29 protein-coding genes and 1 pseudogene are annotated in these 21,894 nt (G+C 59.7%); 14 read left to right on the top strand and 16 right to left on the bottom strand.

Translation table 11 applies throughout. The features are described 5' to 3' along the window. Positions 1-18: 18 nt before the first annotated feature. Positions 19-1,464: a M20/M25/M40 family metallo-hydrolase gene (locus tag VUN82_02955; protein XAS72836.1), complete on the top strand. Its 1,446-nt coding sequence runs from the start codon at positions 19-21 to the stop codon at positions 1,462-1,464. A gap of 108 nt (positions 1,465-1,572) precedes the next feature. Here the strand turns inward: VUN82_02955 and VUN82_02960 are convergent. Then, positions 1,573-1,906 (bottom strand): annotated as a pseudogene (locus tag VUN82_02960) (recombinase family protein). 206 nt (positions 1,907-2,112) lie between these two features. Between VUN82_02960 and VUN82_02965 the strand changes: the two are divergent. Both VUN82_02965 and VUN82_02970 read left to right on the top strand, forming a co-directional pair. Then, on the top strand, positions 2,113-2,634 hold the full coding sequence (locus VUN82_02965) for a hypothetical protein (protein XAS72837.1): 522 nt from the start codon (positions 2,113-2,115) through the stop codon (positions 2,632-2,634). Then, positions 2,631-3,032, top strand: coding sequence for a DUF6228 family protein (locus tag VUN82_02970; GenBank protein XAS72838.1), 402 nt, complete (start codon positions 2,631-2,633; stop codon positions 3,030-3,032). The genes VUN82_02965 and VUN82_02970 overlap by 4 nt, the downstream gene beginning before the upstream one ends. Positions 3,033-3,098: 66 nt before the next feature. Here VUN82_02970 and VUN82_02975 read toward each other — a convergent pair whose 3' ends face one another. The 11 genes from VUN82_02975 to VUN82_03025 form a co-directional block, all read right to left on the bottom strand. Then, positions 3,099-3,383 carry a hypothetical protein gene (locus VUN82_02975; GenBank protein XAS72839.1) on the bottom strand — a complete coding sequence of 95 codons (285 nt, stop codon included), beginning with the start codon at positions 3,381-3,383 and terminating at the stop codon, positions 3,099-3,101. 865 nt (positions 3,384-4,248) lie between these two features. After that, entirely contained in the window at positions 4,249-4,704 is a 456-nt protein-coding gene (locus VUN82_02980) for a hypothetical protein (protein ID XAS72840.1), read from the bottom strand. 84 nt (positions 4,705-4,788) lie between these two features. After that, positions 4,789-5,280 carry an ankyrin repeat domain-containing protein gene (locus tag VUN82_02985; GenBank protein XAS72841.1) on the bottom strand — a complete coding sequence of 164 codons (492 nt, stop codon included), beginning with the start codon at positions 5,278-5,280 and terminating at the stop codon, positions 4,789-4,791. A 209-nt stretch (positions 5,281-5,489) separates the two neighbouring features. Then, positions 5,490-5,672: a hypothetical protein gene (locus VUN82_02990; GenBank protein ID XAS72842.1), complete on the bottom strand. Its 183-nt coding sequence runs from the start codon at positions 5,670-5,672 to the stop codon at positions 5,490-5,492. 176 nt (positions 5,673-5,848) lie between these two features. Next, on the bottom strand, positions 5,849-6,217 hold the full coding sequence (locus VUN82_02995) for an Imm10 family immunity protein (GenBank protein XAS72843.1): 369 nt from the start codon (positions 6,215-6,217) through the stop codon (positions 5,849-5,851). A gap of 1,022 nt (positions 6,218-7,239) precedes the next feature. Next, a complete protein-coding gene (locus VUN82_03000) occupies positions 7,240-7,503 on the bottom strand; it encodes a hypothetical protein (protein ID XAS72844.1) in 264 nt (87 codons plus the stop codon). A gap of 95 nt (positions 7,504-7,598) precedes the next feature. Further along, the gene (locus VUN82_03005; GenBank protein XAS72845.1) at positions 7,599-8,294 is read right to left on the bottom strand and encodes a hypothetical protein; all 696 of its coding nucleotides are present in this window, start codon (positions 8,292-8,294) and stop codon (positions 7,599-7,601) included. 235 nt (positions 8,295-8,529) lie between these two features. Continuing rightward, on the bottom strand, positions 8,530-8,748 hold the full coding sequence (locus VUN82_03010) for a hypothetical protein (protein ID XAS72846.1): 219 nt from the start codon (positions 8,746-8,748) through the stop codon (positions 8,530-8,532). A gap of 254 nt (positions 8,749-9,002) precedes the next feature. After that, positions 9,003-9,344: a hypothetical protein gene (locus tag VUN82_03015; GenBank protein XAS72847.1), complete on the bottom strand. Its 342-nt coding sequence runs from the start codon at positions 9,342-9,344 to the stop codon at positions 9,003-9,005. Between the two features lie 215 nt (positions 9,345-9,559). Beyond that, the gene (locus tag VUN82_03020) at positions 9,560-9,952 is read right to left on the bottom strand and encodes an ankyrin repeat domain-containing protein (protein ID XAS72848.1); all 393 of its coding nucleotides are present in this window, start codon (positions 9,950-9,952) and stop codon (positions 9,560-9,562) included. Between the two features lie 281 nt (positions 9,953-10,233). After that, entirely contained in the window at positions 10,234-11,259 is a 1,026-nt protein-coding gene (locus tag VUN82_03025; protein XAS72849.1) for a DUF695 domain-containing protein, read from the bottom strand. A 190-nt stretch (positions 11,260-11,449) separates the two neighbouring features. Between VUN82_03025 and VUN82_03030 the strand changes: the two genes are divergently transcribed. Both VUN82_03030 and VUN82_03035 read left to right on the top strand, forming a co-directional pair. After that, a complete protein-coding gene (locus tag VUN82_03030) occupies positions 11,450-11,908 on the top strand; it encodes a hypothetical protein (GenBank protein ID XAS72850.1) in 459 nt (152 codons plus the stop codon). A gap of 283 nt (positions 11,909-12,191) precedes the next feature. Beyond that, entirely contained in the window at positions 12,192-12,620 is a 429-nt protein-coding gene (locus tag VUN82_03035) for a DUF6188 family protein (GenBank protein XAS72851.1), read from the top strand. 46 nt (positions 12,621-12,666) lie between these two features. On the opposite strand, the gene VUN82_03040 is transcribed toward VUN82_03035, so the two are convergent. After that, positions 12,667-12,885 (bottom strand): hypothetical protein, encoded by a 219-nt coding sequence (locus VUN82_03040; GenBank protein ID XAS72852.1) that lies wholly within the window; start codon positions 12,883-12,885, stop codon positions 12,667-12,669. Between the two features lie 429 nt (positions 12,886-13,314). Here VUN82_03040 and VUN82_03045 point away from each other — a divergent pair, with 429 nt between their 5' ends. The 3 genes from VUN82_03045 to VUN82_03055 are packed head-to-tail and all read left to right on the top strand — an operon-like array spanning position 13,315 to position 15,143. Next, positions 13,315-13,869: a sigma-70 family RNA polymerase sigma factor gene (locus tag VUN82_03045; protein ID XAS72853.1), complete on the top strand. Its 555-nt coding sequence runs from the start codon at positions 13,315-13,317 to the stop codon at positions 13,867-13,869. Beyond that, positions 13,866-14,708: a hypothetical protein gene (locus VUN82_03050; protein ID XAS72854.1), complete on the top strand. Its 843-nt coding sequence runs from the start codon at positions 13,866-13,868 to the stop codon at positions 14,706-14,708. The genes VUN82_03045 and VUN82_03050 overlap by 4 nt, the downstream gene beginning before the upstream one ends. A 9-nt stretch (positions 14,709-14,717) precedes the next feature. Beyond that, positions 14,718-15,143 carry a CoA-binding protein gene (locus VUN82_03055; protein XAS72855.1) on the top strand — a complete coding sequence of 142 codons (426 nt, stop codon included), beginning with the start codon at positions 14,718-14,720 and terminating at the stop codon, positions 15,141-15,143. Positions 15,144-15,187: 44 nt separating this feature from the next. Here the strand turns inward: VUN82_03055 and VUN82_03060 are convergent, their stop codons facing one another. After that, a complete protein-coding gene (locus tag VUN82_03060; protein ID XAS72856.1) occupies positions 15,188-15,517 on the bottom strand; it encodes a hypothetical protein in 330 nt (109 codons plus the stop codon). A 43-nt stretch (positions 15,518-15,560) separates the two neighbouring features. On the opposite strand from VUN82_03060, the gene VUN82_03065 reads away from it, so the two are divergent. The 6 genes from VUN82_03065 (at position 15,561) to VUN82_03090 (ending at position 20,915) form a co-directional block, all read left to right on the top strand. Continuing rightward, positions 15,561-16,133, top strand: coding sequence for a polysaccharide deacetylase family protein (locus VUN82_03065; GenBank protein XAS72857.1), 573 nt, complete (start codon positions 15,561-15,563; stop codon positions 16,131-16,133). A 126-nt stretch (positions 16,134-16,259) separates the two neighbouring features. Next, positions 16,260-16,670, top strand: coding sequence for an MmcQ/YjbR family DNA-binding protein (locus VUN82_03070; protein XAS72858.1), 411 nt, complete (start codon positions 16,260-16,262; stop codon positions 16,668-16,670). Positions 16,671-16,787: 117 nt separating this feature from the next. Beyond that, complete coding sequence (locus VUN82_03075) at positions 16,788-17,414, top strand: hypothetical protein (protein XAS72859.1); 627 nt, start codon at positions 16,788-16,790, stop codon at positions 17,412-17,414. A gap of 176 nt (positions 17,415-17,590) precedes the next feature. Then, positions 17,591-19,000: an N-acetylglucosamine/diacetylchitobiose ABC transporter substrate-binding protein gene (gene ngcE / locus VUN82_03080; protein ID XAS72860.1), complete on the top strand. Its 1,410-nt coding sequence runs from the start codon at positions 17,591-17,593 to the stop codon at positions 18,998-19,000. Continuing rightward, positions 18,997-20,022, top strand: a complete 1,026-nt coding sequence (locus VUN82_03085; protein ID XAS72861.1) for a sugar ABC transporter permease — start codon at positions 18,997-18,999, stop codon at positions 20,020-20,022. The genes ngcE and VUN82_03085 overlap by 4 nt, the downstream gene beginning before the upstream one ends. Continuing rightward, a complete protein-coding gene (locus VUN82_03090) occupies positions 20,022-20,915 on the top strand; it encodes a carbohydrate ABC transporter permease (protein ID XAS72862.1) in 894 nt (297 codons plus the stop codon). Before VUN82_03085 ends, VUN82_03090 begins: the two co-directional genes overlap by 1 nt. Positions 20,916-20,994: 79 nt before the next feature. Here the strand turns inward: VUN82_03090 and VUN82_03095 are convergent, their stop codons facing one another. Continuing rightward, positions 20,995-21,519 carry a flavin reductase family protein gene (locus tag VUN82_03095; GenBank protein XAS72863.1) on the bottom strand — a complete coding sequence of 175 codons (525 nt, stop codon included), beginning with the start codon at positions 21,517-21,519 and terminating at the stop codon, positions 20,995-20,997. A gap of 1 nt (position 21,520) precedes the next feature. After that, the gene (locus VUN82_03100) at positions 21,521-21,892 is read right to left on the bottom strand and encodes a cupin domain-containing protein (protein ID XAS72864.1); all 372 of its coding nucleotides are present in this window, start codon (positions 21,890-21,892) and stop codon (positions 21,521-21,523) included. Positions 21,893-21,894: the final 2 nt, after the last annotated feature.

Below are 21,894 nucleotides of genomic sequence, written 5' to 3' on the forward strand. Positions count from 1 at the left end.
GCGCAAGGTGAATCACGCGTGAAGTTCAATGAGTATCTTCCACAAGCCCACCTTCCACCGGCCACCCTTGAGGCACTCGCCGCCGCGGTGGATGCAAACATGGCCCACTACGTGACCGTCCTGGCCGACTTGGTCAGCGTTCCCGGCGTCGCCTGGGCCGGATTTGATCCCCATGCTCTGGATCTCAGTGCCCGCCAGGTGCAAGACCTGTTCCGGGCGGGCGGCTTCGCCGATCTGTCAATCATCCGGACCGCGGATCAAACCGGGGCAGAAGGCGCACCGGGAGTGGTGGCGAAGCGGCCTGCTGCGGAGGGCTTTCCCACTGTCCTGCTCTACGCTCATCACGATGTTCAGCCAGCAGGACCGCTGGACGCCTGGGGTTCGGAGCCCTTCTCCGCAGTGGAGAAGGACGGACGTCTTTGGGGACGTGGTGTTGCGGATGACAAGGCCGGAATCGTCATGCACCTCGCTGCCATCCACGCCGTCGATTCGGTTCTTGGGCCGGATCACGGGCTGGGCCTCGCTGTGTTCGTTGAGGGAGAGGAAGAGGCCGGCTCACCCAGTCTTCAGGGCTTCATGGCGGATTACGGACAGGAACTCCTTGCTGACGCCGCCATTGTTGCGGATTCAGGCAGCTGGAAGATCGGGATCCCCGGCCTGACTACCAGCCTCCGCGGCCTGGTAGACGGGACCATCTGTGTCCGCGTCCTTGACCATGCACTGCATTCGGGGACCTACGGAGGGCCGGTCCTTGATGCGTTGGCCATCCTGGCCCGACTGATGGCAACCTTCCACAACGCTGACGGCTCGGTTGCTGTGGAGGGGCTGGTTGAGGGCCCGGTTGAGTGCCTTGATATGGACGAGGAGACATTCCGGCGGGACGCGGGTGTGCCGGAGGGCGTTCAGCTGGCTGGAACCGGGACAATCACTTCACGCCTATGGAGCAAGCCCGCACTCTCCTTCGTCGGGCTGGATTCCCAACCCATCGCGACAGCCGGGAACGTGTTGCTGCCCGAGGCCACCGTGAAGTTCAGCCTTCGCTTGCCGCCGGGGAACCACCCCGACCAGGCAATGGAAGCTGTGCGGCGCCATGCACTGAATAACGTTCCTTTCGGGGCGAAGGTCACCTTCACCCCAGGGTCCAAAAGCATGCCCTTCAGGGCTGACTCCAACCACCCGATGGTTCAGGCGGCACTCTGGTCCTTGGAGAAGGCATGGGGAGCGCAGCCAGTGTCCATGGGCGTTGGTGGTTCCATCCCGTTCGTTGCCGCACTCGCCGCTGCCCAACCGCAGTGTTCCATCATCATCACCGGCGCGGAGGATCCGGATTCCCGGGCTCACGGGGCCAATGAGTCCGTCCACCTTGGGGAACTAAGGAACGCGATCCTGGCCGAGGCGCTGTTCCTTACGGCACTTCAAGGCGGTGTACCAACCAGGACAAGATCGTTGGAGGGCCGTGGGTGACTGTCGTTGTCAGAAGCTGACTGCACTGAGATCTCTGCGGTTGCGGGATGAGTGCAGCCGGGTGTGGACAGACTGTGTCCGAAGTCCTCTGCACAAAGCGTCACTTTGGTTGAACAGCAGTTTTCCCACGGGGCGTGGGGGTCGTGGATGCTGCCACCCAACTTCAAAGCGACGCCTTTGCGGGTGAGCTCATCCGGGATGTTCCTGGCGTCCGGCAGTGGGTGAGTCGATCGAGCTTGGTCACAACGAGGGTGTCCTCGTTCTGGCAGGCGGCGAGGGCCTTGCCAAGGCCGGGCCTTTCGCGTTGGGTGCCGGTGAATCCGTGATCGATGTAGATAGCGTTGGGATCCACACCGGCGGGCCCGAGAGCGCCGCGTTGGGCGGCTAGGTCTTGAGTGTTGGTGGAGACACTGGCGTAGCCCCGATAAGCATGACGCCGAATGTAGCGTTTAGGGCACCTTCACCGGGCATTTTTGCGGGCGGGTCTTACGGGAATCCAGTAGCCCTTGAACGGCGGGGGCCTCGATGCCCGTTAGATCTGCCCGGTGTGGGACCGGTCGGCATGCAGAAACGGTCTCATTTGGCGTCCAGACCCATGCCCGTTTCTGCTTCGGACCATGGCACTATGTCTTTGTGATAATCGAGTCGATGAATGAGTCCATGCGACCCCTTCGTCTTTTGGCGCAGCCCCTCGTTGAGTCCGGCAGGCTGGATCCCCACATACAGGCTGAACTCGATAAAGGACTGATGATTCAGGACGGGTGCCTACTTCTCGTATCGCACCTGCACAACATCCGGCAGTCGAGTGTGGCAAGTCTCGGTGGGCCCACCGGATTCGAGGGCTACATTAACAAGCTTCCGCTAGATTGCCTGATCGACCGCGCCGATAGGTCGGCTTCTTGGCCGGCCTTCGTGGGCACGAGCGAATGGGCTGCCCGCTGTCTGACCCAGGGGATATTGCTGGGGCGCGGCGTTGCTTCAGCTGCCGCTGATCTAGCGGGCAAGCCGGTCGACGTCTGGATGTCCGTGGATTACGGTCCCGACGAAGAGTACCCCTCGGCTGCCTTCCGCTTCGTGACCTACAGGGCAGACGACCTCTGGGTCGTCGACTTGGCGGGCTTCGAGCAGCCTGTCCTTCGGATGACTTCCCAACCGGCGACCTTTCTATGAATGAGGTACTCATCGGTCACAAGGGAACACTCCGCCTCCGTACAGAGCCAGGGGAACGTAGTCCTGGCGCGACTTCCGATTACCTCTTGATCACAGCGAACTTCGGTGGGCTCTGCGCCCACAAAAGGGTCTACGACCTCGATGGGTGGTCGCTTCTTCTTTCCTTTTTCGAGGAGCTCGAAGCCTGTTGGCGGGGTTGGGATGGCGACAAACTGTTCGCTTCTTTGGAAGGAGAATTCCGACTCGTCGCGAAGCACGTCGGGCATATTCGTTTCTCCATCGAGCTGAACGACTTCGAGCGGCTGGATCCTTGGACGGCGAAAGGTGACTTCGATCTGGATCCCGGCGAAGAGCTAACGGCTGCGGTGGAGGCGCTCAGGGGTCTGCTGACTAGTTAGCGGAATGCCGGTCTGCCAGATTTGAGCGGTCCAAATTACCGGATCCGCACCAGGAGTCCGTTTCAGTTACTCACTCTGGGGGTCAGCATGCTCGAGCCAGTCTTGGTAGTCCTCAAGCAGGCTCTGAACACCAGAGCTTTCCTCAGGCCCTAATGTGCCTGCAGCGAGGCCCGCCTGCATGCACTTGATCATGACCTCGACTGTTGACCTATCAAAAGCATCAATGATGAACTTTTTTGGGTCAAACAGGACGACACCGTATCTAGACTCTGGAAGGAGTTTCTCCCGAACCTCGATAGCCTTGTCGCGGGTCAGGCCCGGTATAGCGATTCCCCAGGCATCAGTTCTCATTTTGTGCCGCTCCAGAAGTGGGTCATAAGGTCCTAGTCTAGTTTTGGCTCCAACCCCTCGAAGCGGCCATCTTCCATGCAACAGGTCGATAGGCCGCGACGCCCACCCTGAAAATGCTGTGCACGGTGATGGATCCCCATCCGAACATACAGGCTACTTTCGGTACGGTTCAGACATAGGTATTTGGTTAACGGAGGTCAAAGGGCGTGGCGCCCATCATGCGAAAGGCGCGCCGTGGTTAGCAAGAACGAAATCATTCGTAAGTTACTGGTATCGGGCCTAGCCGACTGGGTTTCCTTGCATAACGTCGTGTGGTGGGGCACTAGAGGCACAATTAACCCAAGTACCAAGCAGGTAGTCCTGGACATCCTTCACTCCGTTTATTCGGAGGGGCTCCTGATGCCTGGAGAGCTCGGGGAGACGGGCTTTGAGGATTGGGCGCCCCCGCCAGAAACATGGGTTATTCGATCCGAGATGGCACTCGACGCTCTAGAGTGGCGACCAATGGGTGAAGGCTTTTGGCTGCGGCTAACGCCGCGAGGAGAGACCTTCGCGCACCAATATGAAGACGAAGGAGAGGACCTCTCGGAGTAGTAGCCGGGTTCCTTGGTCGACTTGGTACCAGCCAGTAGCACCCTCTCGCCGTTCCTGCTCCGCGCGCAGGTAGCGAGTAGCAAAGGTGGCTGATCTCCACGTGCGGTCTGGGTGGAACTGATCACCCACCCTCCCGCAGCGCATCATGGGGTCGCGCACATGCCCTTGTCTCTAATGGCGTCCAAGACCTCACGGGCGACGTCTTTAGTGGATCCTCTGCCGGCGGGCTGAGGTCTGCTCGGGGCGCGACTTCTAAGGGATCGTTTTGCATCTAACTTATTGAAAACAGGTCTGTTGCAGTGGTGTAGCGAATGACTGGGGCGCCGCTCGAACCTTCGTCTCTAAGCTCGACATCTCGACGAAGCGTTGTTCCGAGCTTTCGCATCAAATGGACTAGGCCGTCCATTGCGGCTTGGTTTACGAGCTGCCTTAGGTCGATGTCGAAAAATACGCCATGCGGTCCAGGGAAGAAGTTGACGCGTACTCCGTCGACGGGCCAAACGGCGAAGGTCTCAAATTCGGCAAGACCGTGTCTATCGGGCGGGAGCGGCGAATGGCCATCACTGGTTGTCAGTTTCCAGCCGCTGTGGTGCAGCATCGCAAACAGCGCATCCCAGTCGTGTTCTGCACTCCCGGCCACCTCGCCATCAGGGAGCACGCCGGGGTCCTCCCCGAAAGCCTCATGGAAGCGGGCCCAATCAAGATCCGATGTCATGGGCATAATCATGGCGCAGATTATTTACGGGCAGTTAGTCTCTGCGTTGAGACGCTCAATAGCCGTGCCCGAATAGCCAGCGGCTACGGGCGCCGGCTAGGCGGACTCAAGCAGAAGATTCACGGCAGCGAGTTCCTCAGATGTGAACGCATCCTTGTTCTCAGGAAGTAAGTCGCCGGGTGTGCGTCCTGTACGGTCTCGAGCAGCCCAATTGGCGCCGCCGTGGCAGAGAGCTTCAATGGCTGAGACATTCCCGCGGACGATCGCTTCGTGTAGCGGTGTGGCCCCGTCGTCAGCAGCGGCGTTCACGTCCGCACCGGCCGCGAGAAGAACCTCGACCGCCATGACACCAGCCCCGATGGCATAGTGCAAAGCCGTGCGTCCGGTGTTGTCGCACCTCGCTACGTCAGCGCCCGCCGACAGGAGAAGCTGCGTCAGAACGAGTCTGGAATCGTCATAGAACGGCTCAAGCTCGTCGACTGACTCCATCAAGGGCGTGATGTCGGCTGCGGTGTCGGATCCGTAATGGTCAACAGGGGCACCGGCGTCCAGCAGTTCGCGGACAAGGGCGACGTTGTCGCTCTCCATACGGCGAATCCCAAGGTGCGTGGGGTGCTCGGCTTAGGGGGCATGTTCTAAGCATCCACCAAGAGTCACGGCTCGTTCGGAGGTGCGCCCCCAATCCGGCAAATAGATCTTGTTCCCATCGTCCGGGACTTCCGGAAAGGATCCTCCACAGGGCATTCCGCGTCTGTGGCTTCAAAACTCAAACATAATCTGATGGTCGTCACGGTCTGTCACACACCCACAACTAGCCGCCCCACGAAGTCCAGAAAATCAACAGGGCCCAACCCCAGGATCGATATGACGCCAAAGACGACGGCAAAGGTGAGACCGCGACGTTTACGACGGAAATTTTTTTCAATGCGGTAGTTGTTTATGTCTCTGCCGCCGTCGCGGTACTTCGGCAAGCCGGTCATTCATCGCGCCGCGCTGTGACTTGGAAATCCGAGATTAGGAGCGAAATGTCAGTAGCTGTCATGACTGGATCCTAGGTGCTTTGACCGGATTCTTGGTCCTCAGGCCAACTCCGTAATCCGCTGGATCTGCGCCCGTTAGCCGGTCGGCTTACGGCCGCTCTTAAGGGATCCAGTCGTCAATTGAGCACCGGCCGATTGCTGTCTCCGCCAAGAACGGACTGGAGCCCCCTCACCAATTCATGTACTTGATCGGCACCAAGATCAAGGGATAGCTCCAACTCTGGTGATTCAAGTCCCAATTTTTGGGCTCCATCCTCCAAGAAGACGACGCGCAGTCTGCCCTCCTCGACGAGGGCCGACGAAAGGCACCCATAGGCGCAGGCGCCGTTGGTCAAGGTTACGCAGTAGGAGCCCATTCCTAGGGCCACATCCTGCTCATCGGGATCCAGCGAACGCTGGAATTCCAACTGCCATGCCGGGGCAAGATTCTGATCGGCAAGCACCACGACTTCGAAGCCCATCTCTTCATCCCGAAAGTGACTCACGGCCCTAACTGTCATCATGGTCAACACGAAATCACCTATGTCCTCCCAAACCAAACTCGTCCGGTAAAGGATCCCTGAACGGACGCCTCAGCGTCCGATGATCGACCGGCTTACGGGCGCCACAGAGGTCTAGTGGCCATCAGCATTGGTTCGGATAGAACCCAAAGCCCGGAGGGTGAGCAGAAAAAAGTCACTCCTGGTCTCGGCTTTGTGACTGACTTGGCCTACCAACGAGGTTCTGACGGCCAGAAGGGAACACGCGTCGGCTACACAGGCAGTGTTGAGGAACTGCGACGTCATGGTGATTGACCAGGGCCTTCCGAGTATGTCGGCTGATTCCGGACCCATCGGGACCTCCGCTTCAGGGATGCCACGATTTGCGCCTATGCAGTATGAATGAAGACATGATCAGCAGCTCGCCAGAACCGACAGTGAAGCTAGCCGTTTCTTCGGGTATGAATTTCTGGTGGGCTATTCAGTCCGAGAACTTCGGAGCTGTTTTTCCTGACGGCACTCTCTGGGCCCCGTTGCGCGGCAGCAAAGGGCAGAAGGTCGCCTCATGGGAGACGTTGCATGGCGTGCGTCCGGGGGATATTGTCCTGCATTTTTCCACGCCCTTTGTATGTGGCATCAGCCGTGTGGCCACGTTGCCCTCGCCTGCCTACCCACCCCTACGCGGGTATAAAGAGCCCTCCGACACGGCCGGTGTGCTGGCCCTTACGGACCCTCTTCATGAAGTACTCATCCCGTGGGAAGACGTCAAGAACATCTTGCCTTGGGGGCAAGGTCCATTGACCGTCAACGGGACCTTGAACAGGGGCTACCTCTTTAGGTTGGACAACGAAGCTGCCTCGCGAGTGTTGCAGCAAGCAGGTCTCGAAGCTACGGCTGATCATGATGAAGGTAAGTCGTCTTTCGACGGGTACCAAGGTGGTCCAAGTGATAAGTGGACCCTCGGCGCGGTCCGAACTGAACAGCGTTTCCTACGGAGCCAGCAGCTTCAGCTCCGAGGCAGCTCCTGCTCACTTTGCGGACGCCCATTTCCGGAAGAATTCCTGGTCGCTGCCCACATCAAGCCCCGCTCGGCCTGCTCCGAGATGGAACGAGCGGACACCCGGAACGTTTCTATGCTCGCGTGCCTCTTCGGTTGCGACGCCCTCTTCGAGTTCGGTTACGTAGTGGTGGGCGATTCGGGCGTCATCGAACCTGGCAGGACAGCCCCTGAACAGATCCGGGAACGGATTGAGTCTATCGTTGATGAAAAGTGCAGAGCTTATGATGAACACTCGCGAGGATACTTCGATTGGCATCGGCAGACACACCTAAGAGAAAGGCCGATCGCGAAATGAGCGCCGGAGGTCGGCGGACGTAGTCCGACTACTCATCCGCGTCCTGTCGCCAGTCTGAAGATTTCGGTTTCGACTTGTGCTCTCGTTCGACCGTACGGCTCCCCCCAACCTGCGAGCAGGTCTAAATATTCGCCATAGGAATCGGTGCGGTTCTTCTCAAGAGGCACCCCGGCCCGGTCCTCGAGCCACCCAACTATCCGGTCATCGAAGATCGGGGCGGCATTCGGATCCTCAGTGCCACCGAGGGCTGACGTGAAGTATAACCACTTGGTGAAGTAGGAGGACCTGAGGTGGAGGATACGGCCCTCGTTGTTCATCAACCTGAAGGCCTCGAGCGCTCCATCTGCCCGCACGGACTTGGCACCTGCTTCCAGCCGGTCCGCGACAGAGTAATCCACAGGTTCAAAGACTGTACCGCCGCTTTTGGATTTGGTCTGGGTCAGTATCCAGCGTGTCCGCAGAGCACCCATACCAGCGGTGGTACCCCACCCCCACACCATCACCGCGATAAACGCGGAGAGCACCTTGCCCGTGCCCAGCTCTGCCGAGACCGTGTCAAGGGTTGACTCCCGGCTTACCCGCTCGGGAAGACCGTCGAGGAGCGCCAGAACGTCCGGAAGGTCGTGCATCTGGTCGTGCCACGGCTGCTTCGCCCAAGGGAATGGGCTCTGCGGCCGGGCTTCGCCATCGAGGGCTTCGGCTAGTACGGCTGGGATGCGCGTTGTCATGGGCCAATCCTCGCCCAGCCCATGGACATTTTCGCGGTTCGCGCTGGCATGTCGTTGGCGAACAAATCAGCGCCCCCCTTTTTCAGCCCCAAAGGCACCGCGACTGTCCCGGTGAGGGATCAGCTTACGGACGCAGGTCCACCGGATTATGGAGTTGGCTTTGACCCAGTAGGAATCTGGAGACCCCGGCCAGACAACCGACCCCTATCCATGCTCTCGAAATGGCCAGGGTTCTTTACTCTGGCACATAGGGAAGAGTGTTCATCGCTCGTGCTAGATCACCCTGCAGTCGGCGCACCTCCCGCCGATGAAAGCCGACACGAGTATGAAACTCATTTTCGTCGAGAGCTTCCAATGTCTCACGCAGGGACGACCAAAAAATTTGAAGCTCATCTACGGACAGCTTCAGCCTGACTTCCGCGACAGGTACCTCAGGATCAAATTCCAGCTGCATAGTTCACTTCCAAAACTTTGGCTACGAAGACGTGAAGTAATCCTAGCCATCCCGTTGCTACCGAGCCGCAGCCAGGGAGGCGGAGGAAGGTAAGTCATGGGCGTTCGGTGAAGGATCCTCTATCGAACGCTCTGGTCCTCTCCTCTGAGAGCGTCGTTGTTAGGTCAGCCGCAGCCTGAGGGCAACGGCCACCTCATCGGCGCGCCCACAAAGCGTGGGCGTGGACAGCGCATGTGAAGAATCAACTCCTGTGTTCAGCGGCGACTTCCCCACGTCTTGTGCCAGTACTCAGCGTTCTTGCTGCTGGAGCATAGGATGGCGTCCGGCTGCGGCGAAGCTGGCCACATCTCCAGCAGGTAATGATCGACCACCTCGTCGGAGAATTCTCCGTCATGGCCTTCGTCGCGGCCTCGGGCACTGGTCCGCAATCGGTAGCTGCCGGGCGTCACATCGCGTAGTTCGCCGCTGTTCTCGTCGCCCCAGGAAGTCCACCGTATGAAATGTCCCTCGGGAAGAGTGAAGGACACCTCGACGATGTCCTCCCACGGGGAATCGGGGTACAGCTCAGGTGCCTCATCCAGGAGCACGATGCGCACGTCAGACCGTCCCGATCGTCGGCCGAAATGGAGATAGATCCCATCCGCATGGACGCCCCGACCAGGCCATTGACCTGGTCGTCGAAGAAGCGTTCAAAGATTCCATCGAAGCCATAGCCGGCCCAATGCAGGTCGAACTGGCCGTAGTCGGTCATGATGACTTGGTCGAGCAGCACTCTTTCCATGGCATCAGGATAAAGGTGGCACCGAGAGGGTCATTCAGCTACGTCCGCGAAGTACTGTGCGACGTCGTAATTGCCGATCAGTCGTGCAAACCCAACGGGGGTCTTGCCACCTCCGTTGATGCAGAATGGATCAGCTCCGTACGAACGCAGGAGTTTGATCAGTTCGCCACGGCCGTTTGAATTACCGACAGCAGTAAAGAGCGCAGTGTTGCCCCAGCCGTTTTGCAGGTCAACAGTGGCGCCGGCACGGAGCAAAGCAGCAGCTGCGGCGACAGCATATTCCTGCGCAGCAAAATGTAGTGGCGTGAATCCGGCCTTGTCCTGGGCATCGGGCGAAGCACCGTCGGCCAAGAGCGCCTCTACGGTGGCAACATCATTTTCCAGGGCTGCGTGGTGGAGCGCTGTGCGGTTCATCCGGTCCATACGTGCAGTCTGCCATCCGGTAACCAGCGGCCGAGAGCGACGTGCGGGTCTACCACAGGCTTCGTTCAGGTCCCTTCAGAGCGGCCGTAAGCCGATCCCTTACCGGGCTGAGGGGTGTGCCAAATAGCGCTGTGAAAACATTCATCTCCAAAGGTCCCAAAGCGCGGCGTTCCACAAACAATTTCGACTGTGGGCAGGTGTCTCGAAAACCTGTACTTTACGAGGCACTATGCGGCAAAGGAAGTGCAGGGCCGGGTCTGTTGGACGGAGCACCCTGGCTCCTATGAGAATTGGCGCAGATCCGTCCATCCAGGATCGGGTACTTGTGTAGTGGCAGCGTCAACTAAGCGGGCAGCTGCTTCGATAGACGCATGTCCGTTCTGGTCGTCGGAATCAGTGTAATAGTGGAGCACTCTGGTTCCAGCCGCTGTTTCATGGGCCACTAGGATCCCCCGCGGCCCGAGTGCCGCAGTGATGTTGTCCTCGATTTGGCGGAGACGGTTCAAAGCGGTTTCGGTTGGCAAACCATCGTCCCGTTGGTCTGCATACGCGAGGCTCACCTCAGTATGGAGGTCGAAGACCGGGTAATCGATCCACCGTAGCGGCCTACGGGCCAGGACAACCATCCGCTCGCCTGCTGGCGTCGTGCCCTGCAGAAGGGCCCAGTTGTCCGGTTGTGCTTGTGCAGTCATCCTGTTGATGGCTTCGACGAGATCAGTTGCTGAAGCCGTGGCTACATCGGCGCTGGTGGTTGCGTTGATAGCTCCCACCCACCGTTCGACGCCATCTTCGCCCAGAAGCCAGTCAAGAAACAAGAAGGAGACCCGAAGAGGTTCATTCCCTGGCATTTGACCGAACAGAGGGTGGTAAACCTCGACGTCGATACTTTCACGCAGGTCATCCACGCTGAGGCCGAACCGGATATCCCGGAGTGGGAACTTAGTGCCCTCGATGTCCAAGACATTCTCGATAACGCCGGGCACCGGCTGACGGGCCGAGGCGAAGTCCCAAACCTCGTCAGCGGAAGGGGCTGCGCGCAGCCATTGTTCTGCGACTCTGCGTAACGCAGCATCACCCTCAGCACTGACGACCAGAAGATGGTCCGAGCGATGACCGCGACCGGTGTCCCACGCCAAGTCAGGATGCACCTTGGCGAGTTGCTGGGTCATGACGCTGGGAAGGTCGTCCCACTCTCCGGTCTGCACTGCGGTGCCGATGCGGTTTCTTCCCTCAGCGGTCCACCATTCCCAGAAAGCGCTAATCGGATGTACTGGGGCCGGAGTGACCTTGCGCCGAAAAATTCCCATGTCTACCTCTGCTTGGGCGGCACGATAAGCCGCAATGCAGAATCTACCGGAAAGTTCTGACGGAACTCCCCTTAAGGTCACACTCGTGTCTACGGCCGCCCGTAAGCCGGTACGTGCGTTCAAGCGCCCGTATGGGGACGGCTCACCGGGACACGGAACAAGATGCGTCCCGCCGGGATATATTTCCCTCGTGAATAGTAACGAAAGGGCGCGAGCAATCTTCCTTTGCGAGCAGACGGGGCTGATTCCGCCCCACGAGCTGCCTGACTTCGCCACTGAACTTCTCGTCCTGGGCTATGACACCCCTTCACTTCGTGAACTGGCAGGCCTCCCGACAGGTGACCGGGCCGACTCGGCAGATATGTGGAATGCAGTCCGCGATGAACTCAGCGTCCGGCACGAAGACGAAGCGGAAGCGGCGAGGTTTCTCCTGAAGTACTGGGCTCAGGAGACTGTCGAAGGACGGATCGACATCCTCGCCGGGTCGAGACTCATGAACCGGGTCGGCTGGTTCCCTCTGAGGCAGCCCGCGGAGCTGAACGAGCTCGTATACCTCTTGGACCTCTGGGACGAAATGCCCCAGCGCCGCGAGCAAACTACCGCGGAGCTTCTTGCCTTCGCGCGGAACCTGATGGGCAACGAAAGCTAACTTCGACCGAATCCCAAGCAGTCGATGCCTACTCCGTGACAATCTTCGACATGGAAGATGACTGACTTCGGTCCCGAGACTGAGGGGAAGCAATAACAAGACGCCCGTTCGGTAAAGGATCCCCTAATGGCACGGTTCTGAACGGAATCGTAATCCCCAGCGGAGGCAGTGTGCTGGCGTGACCCAGTTGAGCGGCGACCGGCAGATGTATGGCTAGAGGTCCGTTCTGCGGGCAATGGCCATTGGGGCACGTCTAGGGTTGAACGCAGGAGGAAGGTGGGCAGTGGTAGATGTTCCGGCATCCCTGAGCGGAGCTCAGAGATTCGAGGGTTACTGGCTTCTCGATGTCAGCGCCCAACTCATCCTGCAACTCGTCTTGGATTTCCAAGTAACTCTGGTTCTCGAACACTTCAGAATCACCATCGAAGAGAGCTTCGTTCTCGAGCACCCCGATGGCACTACACATGTAGTCGAACCCGGCGGCGATTTCGACCAGCTCGCCCCCGTTCTTCCGCTCTCACGCTCCAAGATTGTTGCTGAGGGAAGAGCGTTCGACGACGGACGTCTTGAAGTCGTCATGCAGGATGGCTGCCGGCTGACTGTGGTGCCGGATCCCGAGTCGGCGTACGAATCATGGAACCTCACGGGGCCAGACGGACTAAGGATCGTGTCCATGCCCGGAGGCGAGCTAGCCCTTTGGGGCAGCCCGTAAAAGGATCCCTCACTGCGATACGAGTCGAGTCAGACAGCGGCACCGGTCACTTCTTGGCGACGATCATAGCTAAAAGGTCGTCTAGACTTCCGTGGCACTTCTCCAACTCCGGTAGGTGGTAGAACGTGCTGGTGGTCTCAACGTTGTTGATGACTTCATCCTGCGAATGCAGGATTGTCCTTCTGCCTTGAGCAATCGCGGTGGCAAGCTCAACATGTGTGCCCTTCCCGCCTGGAAGCAGGATTAGGACAACGTCGGCACTCATCACTGTGTCTCTCTCATGCTGCCCGATAGAGCGCAGATCGCGGAGGGCGACGGTACCCGCATCGCGTGCACACGCGTTCTGGGTCCAGTCGTACGTGTTGACGTAGCCCTTGGATAGCTTCGGACGATGACAGTGACGACTCGGATCACCCGGAAACCGGCTCCCGAAAAAAGTTTCAAAAAAGTTCGTACCTTGCGTAACCCTTTGGCGTACCCCGACGATTACGTCTTTGAAAGGGCCGAGCTGGAATTTGTCCCCCATCATGTTCCAGCTCGGCTCTTCTCTTTCCTGAAGAGATTTTGAGGGACATGATGGGCCTTCCTTGGGGCCGCCCGGTTGAGCAGATACCCTTGGTGGGTTGCCCGTCGAGCAAAGGCGGACGACCTGGCTCCAAGCCCGGACCTGCCGCCGATCGAAAGTCTCTTAACTGTGACCGACGCATTGACCGACGAAGCGCTTCATGCACTCAAGGGCAATAACGCGGAACTGTTCAGCGCCGTCTACCAGGCATACGCTGGACCGGTTCTCGGCTACCTGACGGCTAAAGGCGTATCAGATCCCGAGGCCATAACACAGGACGTTTTCCTTGCTGTCCTGCCCCGATTGGATGACATCCAGGGAGGAGCGGGCGGATTACGGACCTTTGTTTTTTCGGTCGCCCATGCCCGCATGGTAGACGAGCACCGGAAACAAAGCAGGGCCCCGGAACACCACGAGTTCGAGCCCGAGCGCGATCCCCGCGAATCAGGTTCTGCAGAATCAGAGGCAATGGGCCTGCTGGCTCCCCACGAGGTCATGAAGCTCCTGGATTACCTCGGGGACGATCAACGGGAGGTGTTGGCCCTCCGGATCGTGGCAGGCCTGACCGTGGAGCAGGCAGCCGACATCATGGGGAAATCCGCCGGCGCAGTAAAGCAACTGCAGCGCAGGGCTTTGATGACGCTCCGTGAGCATTCGGCAGTAAAGGAATACGTGTCCTCATGACATACAGGGATATGGAACGCGAAGATATCGTCGACGAGCTCCTGCTCGACGCCGAGCCTACTGACGTGCCCGGCCTTCGGCAGGCACTGCTCTCCCTGCGTTCCTTCGCGGACCGCCCGGCACCTGCTCCGAGCGAGGCGCTGGCCGCGATGTTCGCTGGACCTCACGATGAACTCAGCAAGCGTCGTTGGCGACACAAGCACCGTACGGCTGTGGTGAGCGTTGCCGTGGTTGCGGCCATGGGACTCGGCGTGAGTGGTGTGGCTGCTGCCAGTTCCGGTTTCACGCGTACGCCCACGTTTGTCGATGAACTGCTGGGCAATTTCGCTCCGCAACCTTCATCCGCAGCGCCCGCGCTGCCCACGCCCGATGCTCCGAAGGTCAGCACCGAACCAGCGCCCTCAGTGGATCCCGCAGCAGTACCGCTGGTTACCGAATCCCCTGCGGCGCAGGGCGGGCAAGACGATGAGGCTTCTGGCACTGCCATGCCGCATGTCAAGGCACCGGCGCCCCAGTCAGCGCCTGAGGCGGAGGCGGCCGACGTCGGAAACGTCCCGGCTTCAGGCGCGGTCGGCGAGCCTCCCCGTACCGACCAAGCGAAGCCTGCCGAGCCTCGGGAGGCAAAGCTTGAGGCAAAACTTGGACAGTCCGGACTTGAGCCAACGCTCCCCGACGTTGTTAAACCAACCGCAGAACCGACTACAACGGCCAAACCCGCCCCCGCCCACGGAAATAAACCAAGCCAAGCACTCCCACTGCTGAACGAGAAGCCGGCTCACGATCCTTTCCAGTCCTTCATGGACAAGCTGAAGCAATGGTTGAGGAGCGAGGGACACTAAGCTTGCTTCATGATGCATGTCAACGATCCGGCCGTGGTGGAACGATTGATGCGAACAAAAGGATGCTGGGCAATCGTTGGCCTCAGCAACAATGAGTGGCGCTCCGCATACGACGTCTCCCTGTACGTTCGCGACCGCATGGGTATGGAGATTATCCCCATAAACCTCAAGGGCGAGGACGTCCATGGCGAAAAGGGATACAAGTCCCTGATGGATATTCCTGCGGAGAAACACCCCATCGACGTGGTCGACTGCTTCGTTAACTCCCAACGAGTGGGCGCTGTTATTGATCAGGCAATCGCCATCGGTGCCAAGGCTGTGTGGCTGCAGCTGGGCGTCTTTGACGACGACGCCGTCCAGCGGGCCAGGGATGCAGGTTTGGACGTCGTGGTCAATTCCTGCCCGGCGCGCGAAGGCTGGCATTACGGCTTGTAATCACCTGGTCGATTCCTTTGCTAATCTGCAGCTGACTCATTCTTTTAGCCATAGGGGACGGCCATGTGTGGCGACCATTCAGCGGTGCCCACTTCCACACCAGCTTCCACACCAGCCAGGCGGGCCGTCCTGGGCGTATTTGGAGCTTCGCTCGTTGCCGGTTTGAGCGCCTGTGCTGCATCTGAAACCACAGCACCTGAAAGCACAGCGCCTAAAAGCACGACGTCGGAGCTGCCGCCTGGTTCCGCGTCTGCCTCGCCCGAGGTGCCGGGCCCGAACGGTGGGCTGTCGGCCGGGGGTGAGGTGCCGTCGTCGTACAGTGCAACCCCAACGCCCACGCCCACCGCATCGAAACGGATACGGCGTACGTTCATCCCGGACTACCAGCTGCCGCCGATAGTTGGCGGCCTTGCCCCTGTGATCACCAAGATCGAGACCAAGCACCCGGTAGTGTTCCTGACGATCGACGACGGCAACATTAAGACCCCGGAATCGGTCAAGCTCATGACTGACTACGACTACCCGGCTTCCCTGTTCCTGACCAAGAACACCATCGCTGACAACCCCGCATTCTTCGACGCCTTCAAAGCGCAGGGCAGCCTCGTGGAGAACCACACCGTCACACACAACATCAACATGGTGCGGCAGTGGGGGTACCAGCAGCAGTTGAACGACATCGTGGGCATGCAGGACTACGCGTTTCAGCATTACGGCCGGCGTCCCGCACTGTTCCGGCCCCCGGGCGGAGCCTACTCCAACGTCATGCGCCAGGCGGTTGCCGCTGCTGGGATGAAGGCGATCATCACGTGGGAGGCTAAGGCGAACGCCGGGAAGATGGACTATCAGGTGGGTAACTCACTGCGTCCCGGCGACATCGTGCTGATGCATTTCCGCGCCGAGTTCGCCGCAGACTTCGCAGCATTCCGCGCCGCCCAGTTGGCCGCGGGCCTGGAAGTCGTGCTGCTGGAGGACTTCCTGGGGGTAGCGTAGGCCTGCCGTGGCCCCATTTAGACGAGTCGCCGCGCGTTAGACGACGCCTACCATCGAGTGTGCAGCGGGCCATCGAAACGGGGACGAAGACGGCGCCGAAATAGAGGGCCGGGTAAGCTCACCTCCATGGATGTTTCCCAGCTCCGCCAGATCTGCCTGGGCTTTCCCGGGGCCTTTGAAGACTTCCCGTTCGGACCTGAAACCTTCGTGTTCAAGGTGCGTGCCGCCGTCGCGGGTGGAGCGCGGCATGGGGCCAAGATGTTCGCGCTTTCCGCCATGGATCCTGACAACTGGTCGGTGAGCCTGAAGTGCGAGCCCGCCTTGGCCGAGCAACTTCGCGCAGCGCATCCTGAGATCACCGGTGCCTGGCACATGAACAAGACCCATTGGAACGGCGTCCGGCTGGATGGAGCCCTTCCCGACGACATGATCCGGGACATGGTGGAGGACTCCTATGATCTGGTGGTTGCTTCGCTAAGCCGCAAGCAGCAGGAACAGCTCGGTTGGGCGCGGCTCGTCAACCGCACTGGCATCTGAACCCGGCCTGCCCCGGCTCTGACACGGCACCGCACCCTCTCCCCACGCCGCTGACATGGGGCTAGATTGATAGTGCAAGCCAACGGGCGCAGCTAATGGCTGGTCAGGAGCGGGTTGATGCTGGATCAGGGAACTTTGGACCACTTATGGAACTTTGGCGATCCGGCAGCGTCCGAAGCCAGGTTTCGTGCAGCAATGCTGGAGGAAATCTACGACGCCGATGAGCGGGCCGAGCTGGCAACCCAGCTTGGGCGGGCCATCGGTCTGCAGGGCCGGTTGGAGGAAGCCGATGCCCTCCTGGACGGAATCGACGGAGACGAACCCACCGTTGGCGTGCGCGTGCTCCTGGAGCGCGGCCGGGTTTTGAACGCCGGAGGGCACCCTGAGATGGCAGTGCCGCTCCTCGAGCAGGCTGCGGAGTTGGCTGACCACCTTGGTGAGGAATTCCTGGCCGTGGACGCACTGCACATGCTCTCCATCGCGGACGTCGCCAACGCGGAATCCTGGATGCGCAGTGCCCTCGAATATGCCTCCACGGCCCGCCATGAGCGAACCAAGCGATGGATGATTGCTTTGCACGCAAGTCTCGGGTGGTTTCTGCACGGTAACGGGCGCTTCACCGAGGCCTTGGTGGAGTTCCAGTTGGCCGAACAATGGGCGGAACGACTGGGAACTGAGCGGCAAAAGCTGCTCGCGCGGGAAGCGATTACCGAGTGTGGAAAAGCCCTTGCAGAGGGTCCTTAGAAAGATCACGCTTTGACAAATGTTGATCGAAAGTGCCGAGAAATATTGATTTTCGATCATTCGTGGTGAAGTATGTCACACGAAGGTTGGCGCTGCAGAGTGGCCAACCCAGACTGTCCGACTTTCCGGCCGCCTGCCGCAACAGTCGACATTACGAGTCACTGGAGGGTTACGAAATGAACGTTCAGCACCAGTCCCTTGGCCGCCGCGGATTCCTCCGCGGGGCACTCGCAGCTGCGGTGCTCGTCCCCATGGGGGGAACCATTGCGTCCTGTGCAGCAGGTGGTGGCGGAACCACTGCCGGCCCCACGGGCGCCGTCTCCGACACCAACCCCTTTGGCATGGCGGACAAGTCCACCGTTGATGCCGTGATCTTCAAGGGTGGCTACGGCATCGACTACGTCGATTTCGCAGGCAAGGCCTTCGAAAAGGCCCACTCCGGTTCCACCGCCAAGATTGCCCCGTCCACGGATATCGCGCAGGAGCTCCAGCCGCGCTTCGTCGGTGGCAACCCACCGGACCTGATCGACAACTCCGGTGCGAAAGCCATTGGCTTCAGCACCATCCTGGCCCAGCTCGAGGACCTCACCAGCGTGGTGGAGGCCAAGAACCTCGAGGGCAAGGTTATTAAGGACACCCTGTACACCGGCGTGCTCGCTCCCGGGACGTTCGAGGGCAAACTTGCCGCCTTGAACTATGTCCTCACCGTCTACGCCATGTGGTACTCGGACTCCCTGCTCAAGGCAAATGGCTGGACCGTTCCCAAGACCTGGGACGAAATGTACGCGCTGGGCGAGCAGGCCAAGGCCAAGGGCAAGTACCTGTTCCTCTGGGGCAAGGAAGCTGCAACGTATTACCAGGAAATGGCGATCGCTTCCGCTATCAAGGAAGGTGGCGACGACGTTCGGCTGGCCTTGGAGAACCTCAAGGCAGACTGCTGGTCGCACCCGGCCATACAGTCCGTCTTCACAGCTTTGGACAAGATCGTCAAGGCAGGATACTTCAAGCCCGGCGGTTCCGGAACGCAGTTCACGGCAGCCCAGGCCCAATGGAGCAATGCCCAGGAAGCGGTGTTCTACCCGTCCGGTTCGTGGATCGAAAACGAGATGAAGGACCAGACGAAGGCGGACTTCAAGATGACGGGCGCCCCCGTGCCTTCAGTGAGCGCCAGCCCCAAGAAGCCGTACGCATCGCTGCACAGTGCAGCGGGCGAGCCTTACGTGGTTCCCTCCCAGGGCAAGAACGTTGCCGGCGGCAAGGAGTTGCTCCGCGTCATGCTCTCCAAGGAAGCTGCTACCAACTTCGCCAAGACCAAGCTTGCTCCCACCATCGTCAAGGACACCGTCCCGGCCGATGGCTTCGGTTCCACGGCCTTGGTCTCGCAGACAAAGCTGCTCAGCGATGCAGGCGAGAACATCTACACCTGGAACTTCATCGACCTTTACGGCACCAACAAGGACCAGCTCGTCGTCTGGAACACCTTCCTCGATGGCAAGTCGGATGTCGCCACGCTGACCTCCGCCCTCCAGAACATCACCGACAAGGTCCGCAACGACAGCTCGGTCAAGAAGATTGAAGTGAAGTGACAGTAGTGAAAACCAAGCAGAGCCGGAACGACGACGGCCTGGCCGCCGTCGTTCCGGCCATGGCACCACCGGTTGTGGTGAGGCGCCGGCGCAAGCCGCTGACATGGGACAAAGTCAGCTTTTTCGCGGTGTTCCTTGGCCTGCCGCTGGCGATCTATCTCTTGTTCGTGATCTGGCCGTTCATCCAGGCCTTTGGGTATTCCTTGACGGACTGGTCGGGTTTTTCGCCCACACAGAACTTCATCGGCTTTGATAACTACGCCAGGATCTTCTCGGACGACATCTTTATGAAGGCCATGGGGAACAACATCCTCCTGGTCATCGTGCTGCCCATCGTCACCATTATCCTGAGCCTGGTGCTGGCCACCATGGTGACCGTGGGCGGAAGCAGCAAGGGCCAGATCAAGGGCCTGCGCAACTCCAGCTTCTACCGCGTTGTCTCCTTCTTCCCTTACACGATCCCCGCCATCGCAATCGGCATCATGTGGGGTCAGATCTACGATCCTTCAGGGGGCTTGCTCAACGGGATCCTCACCAGCATGGGCCTTGACCAGTTCAAGAGCTTCGCGTGGCTGGGCGATAAGAACACGGCCATGACCGCCACCATGTTCGTGATTGTGTGGGGCTTCGTTGGCTTCTACATGGTCCTTTTCGTGGCCGGTATCAAGGGCATTCCTGCTGAGCTGTTCGAGGCCGCAAGGATCGACGGCGCCGGAAGGCTCCGTACCGCCGTCTCCATTACCATCCCGCTCATCAGGGACAACATCCAGACCGCTTACATCTATATGGGTATCCTGGCGCTCGATGCGTTCGTTTACATGGCGGCACTGAACTCCGGCGGTGGTCCGGACAACTCAACGCTTGTGATGGCACAGCAGTTGTTCTTCACAGCTTTCAGCAAGGGTCAATTCGGCCTGGCCAGCGCCATGGGCGTTGTCCTGGCTGTGGCCACGCTGATCTTCTCCGGCCTGGTGTTCGTGATTAATCGGCTCACTGGTGGCGACAAGGACGTGAGCATCTAATGACAACAAAAGTCTCAACCCCTGAAATGAAGTCGCTGCATTTCCAGCCGCGCAAACCCGCCACTACGCCCGGGGACAAACTGGTGGGGGCTGTCTCCCACACGGCACTGACCATTTGGTCACTCATCGTGATCCTGCCGTTGTTGTGGACGTTCATGTCGTCCTTCAAGACGTCCAGCGAGATCTTTGCCTCGCCGTTCGCGTTGCCTTCGGTGTGGCGGTTCGACAACTACGTGAAGGCCTGGAGTGAGGCCGGGATCGGGAACTACTTCCTGAACTCGGTGGTTGTGGTGGGTTCGGCACTGGTGATCGTTATGGTGCTCGGTGCAATGTGTGCCTACGTCCTGGCGAGGTACACATTCCCGGGTAGCCGAGCTATCTACTACCTCATGCTGGCCGGCCTGACGTTCCCGATCTTCCTCGCCATGGTCCCGCTGTTCTTCGTGCTGAAGAACATCGGACTGCTGAACACCCTGCCAGGCCTGATCATCGTATACGTGGGGTTCGCGCTGCCGTTCACAGTGTTCTTCCTGTTCTCCTTCTTCAAGTCGCTGCCGCACGAAATCACTGAAGCAGCAGCTCTGGACGGCGCAGGGGAGTGGCGTACGTTCTTCCAGGTCATGCTGCCGATGGCCAAGCCGGGCCTCGCCTCGGTTGCCATCTTCAACTTCCTGGGCCTGTGGAACCAGTTCCTCATCCCGGTATCCATCAACGCTGCCGGGCCGCGTGTTCTTTCCCAGGGCCTCGCGGCTTTCGCTGGACAGATGGGGTACGCCGTGGACTTCGGGGCACTCTTCGCCGCAGTCACTGTCACGGTGGTTCCCGTCCTGATCGTGTACGTCATCTTCCAGCGCCAGCTGCAGGGGTCGGTCTCGCAGGGCACCTCCAAGTAAAGGCAACGCGGGGTCACCTACGGCCCATCCCAAGGGGATTTATGGGCCGTAGGTGACCCCGCGTTGCTTTAAGAGGGGGTTAGAACATCCAGGGGATCTCCGCGTGGCCGAAGTCGGAGAACGAGCCGAAGCGGCCCGCCTTGAACGCGAGCACCTCACCGTCCCGGTCCCGGCACGTGGTGACCTGGCCGAAGAAGACCTGGTGATCTCCGACGTCGTACTGCTGCACAACGGTGCAATCCGCCTGGGCGAGGGCTCCCTTGATGACAGGAAGTCCATTCTCGGTCATGTCGAATTCGCCGTCACCGAAACGGTCACCGCCTCGCACCGCAAAGCGCCGCGCCATCGACTCTTGCTTGGCGCCAAGGATCGACACGGCGAACTTGCCGCTCTCGATCAATGCCTCGCCGGTCCGCGTTCCGAAGTTCAGCGAGATCATGAGGATGGGCGGTTCCAGGCTGATGGAGGTCAACGAGCTGATGGTCATCCCGTACAGCTCATCCTCGTGCTTGGTGGTGACCACGGCGACACCCGTGAGGAAGCGGCCCATGGCGCGGCGCATTCCCATGGCATCGGGAATAGTGAAGAGCGGTGCGAGGCTCATGTCAGTTGCTCCGTTCGGCTTGAACTGGATCGGCGTAGTAGCGGACCTCGAACATCTTGGCCCCCGTTTCGGAAACCCACGGCCCGTGTTCCATGCCCGGCGGGCGGGTGGCCCAGTCACCGGCTTTGAAGGTCTTGCCGAGGCGCTGGTCCACGAACGAGCCCTCGAAGATGAAGACCTCTTCCCAAAAATCGTGGGTCAGGACGCCGTTGGGCGAGGTATCGGTGCCCGGCTCGAACTTGAGAATGCGCGTGACACTGTCATTGTCTGAATCCCGGGCAAGGATGGCCTCGGACAGGCCCTCAATGTGCGGGTTGCAGGGTGCGAAGTCCACCGATGAGGTGGGGGTGAACTCGAATTCGGGCTTTGCCATGG

This window comes from Micrococcaceae bacterium Sec5.1 (assembly GCA_039636795.1).
Classification (GTDB): Bacteria; Actinomycetota; Actinomycetes; order Actinomycetales; family Micrococcaceae; genus Arthrobacter.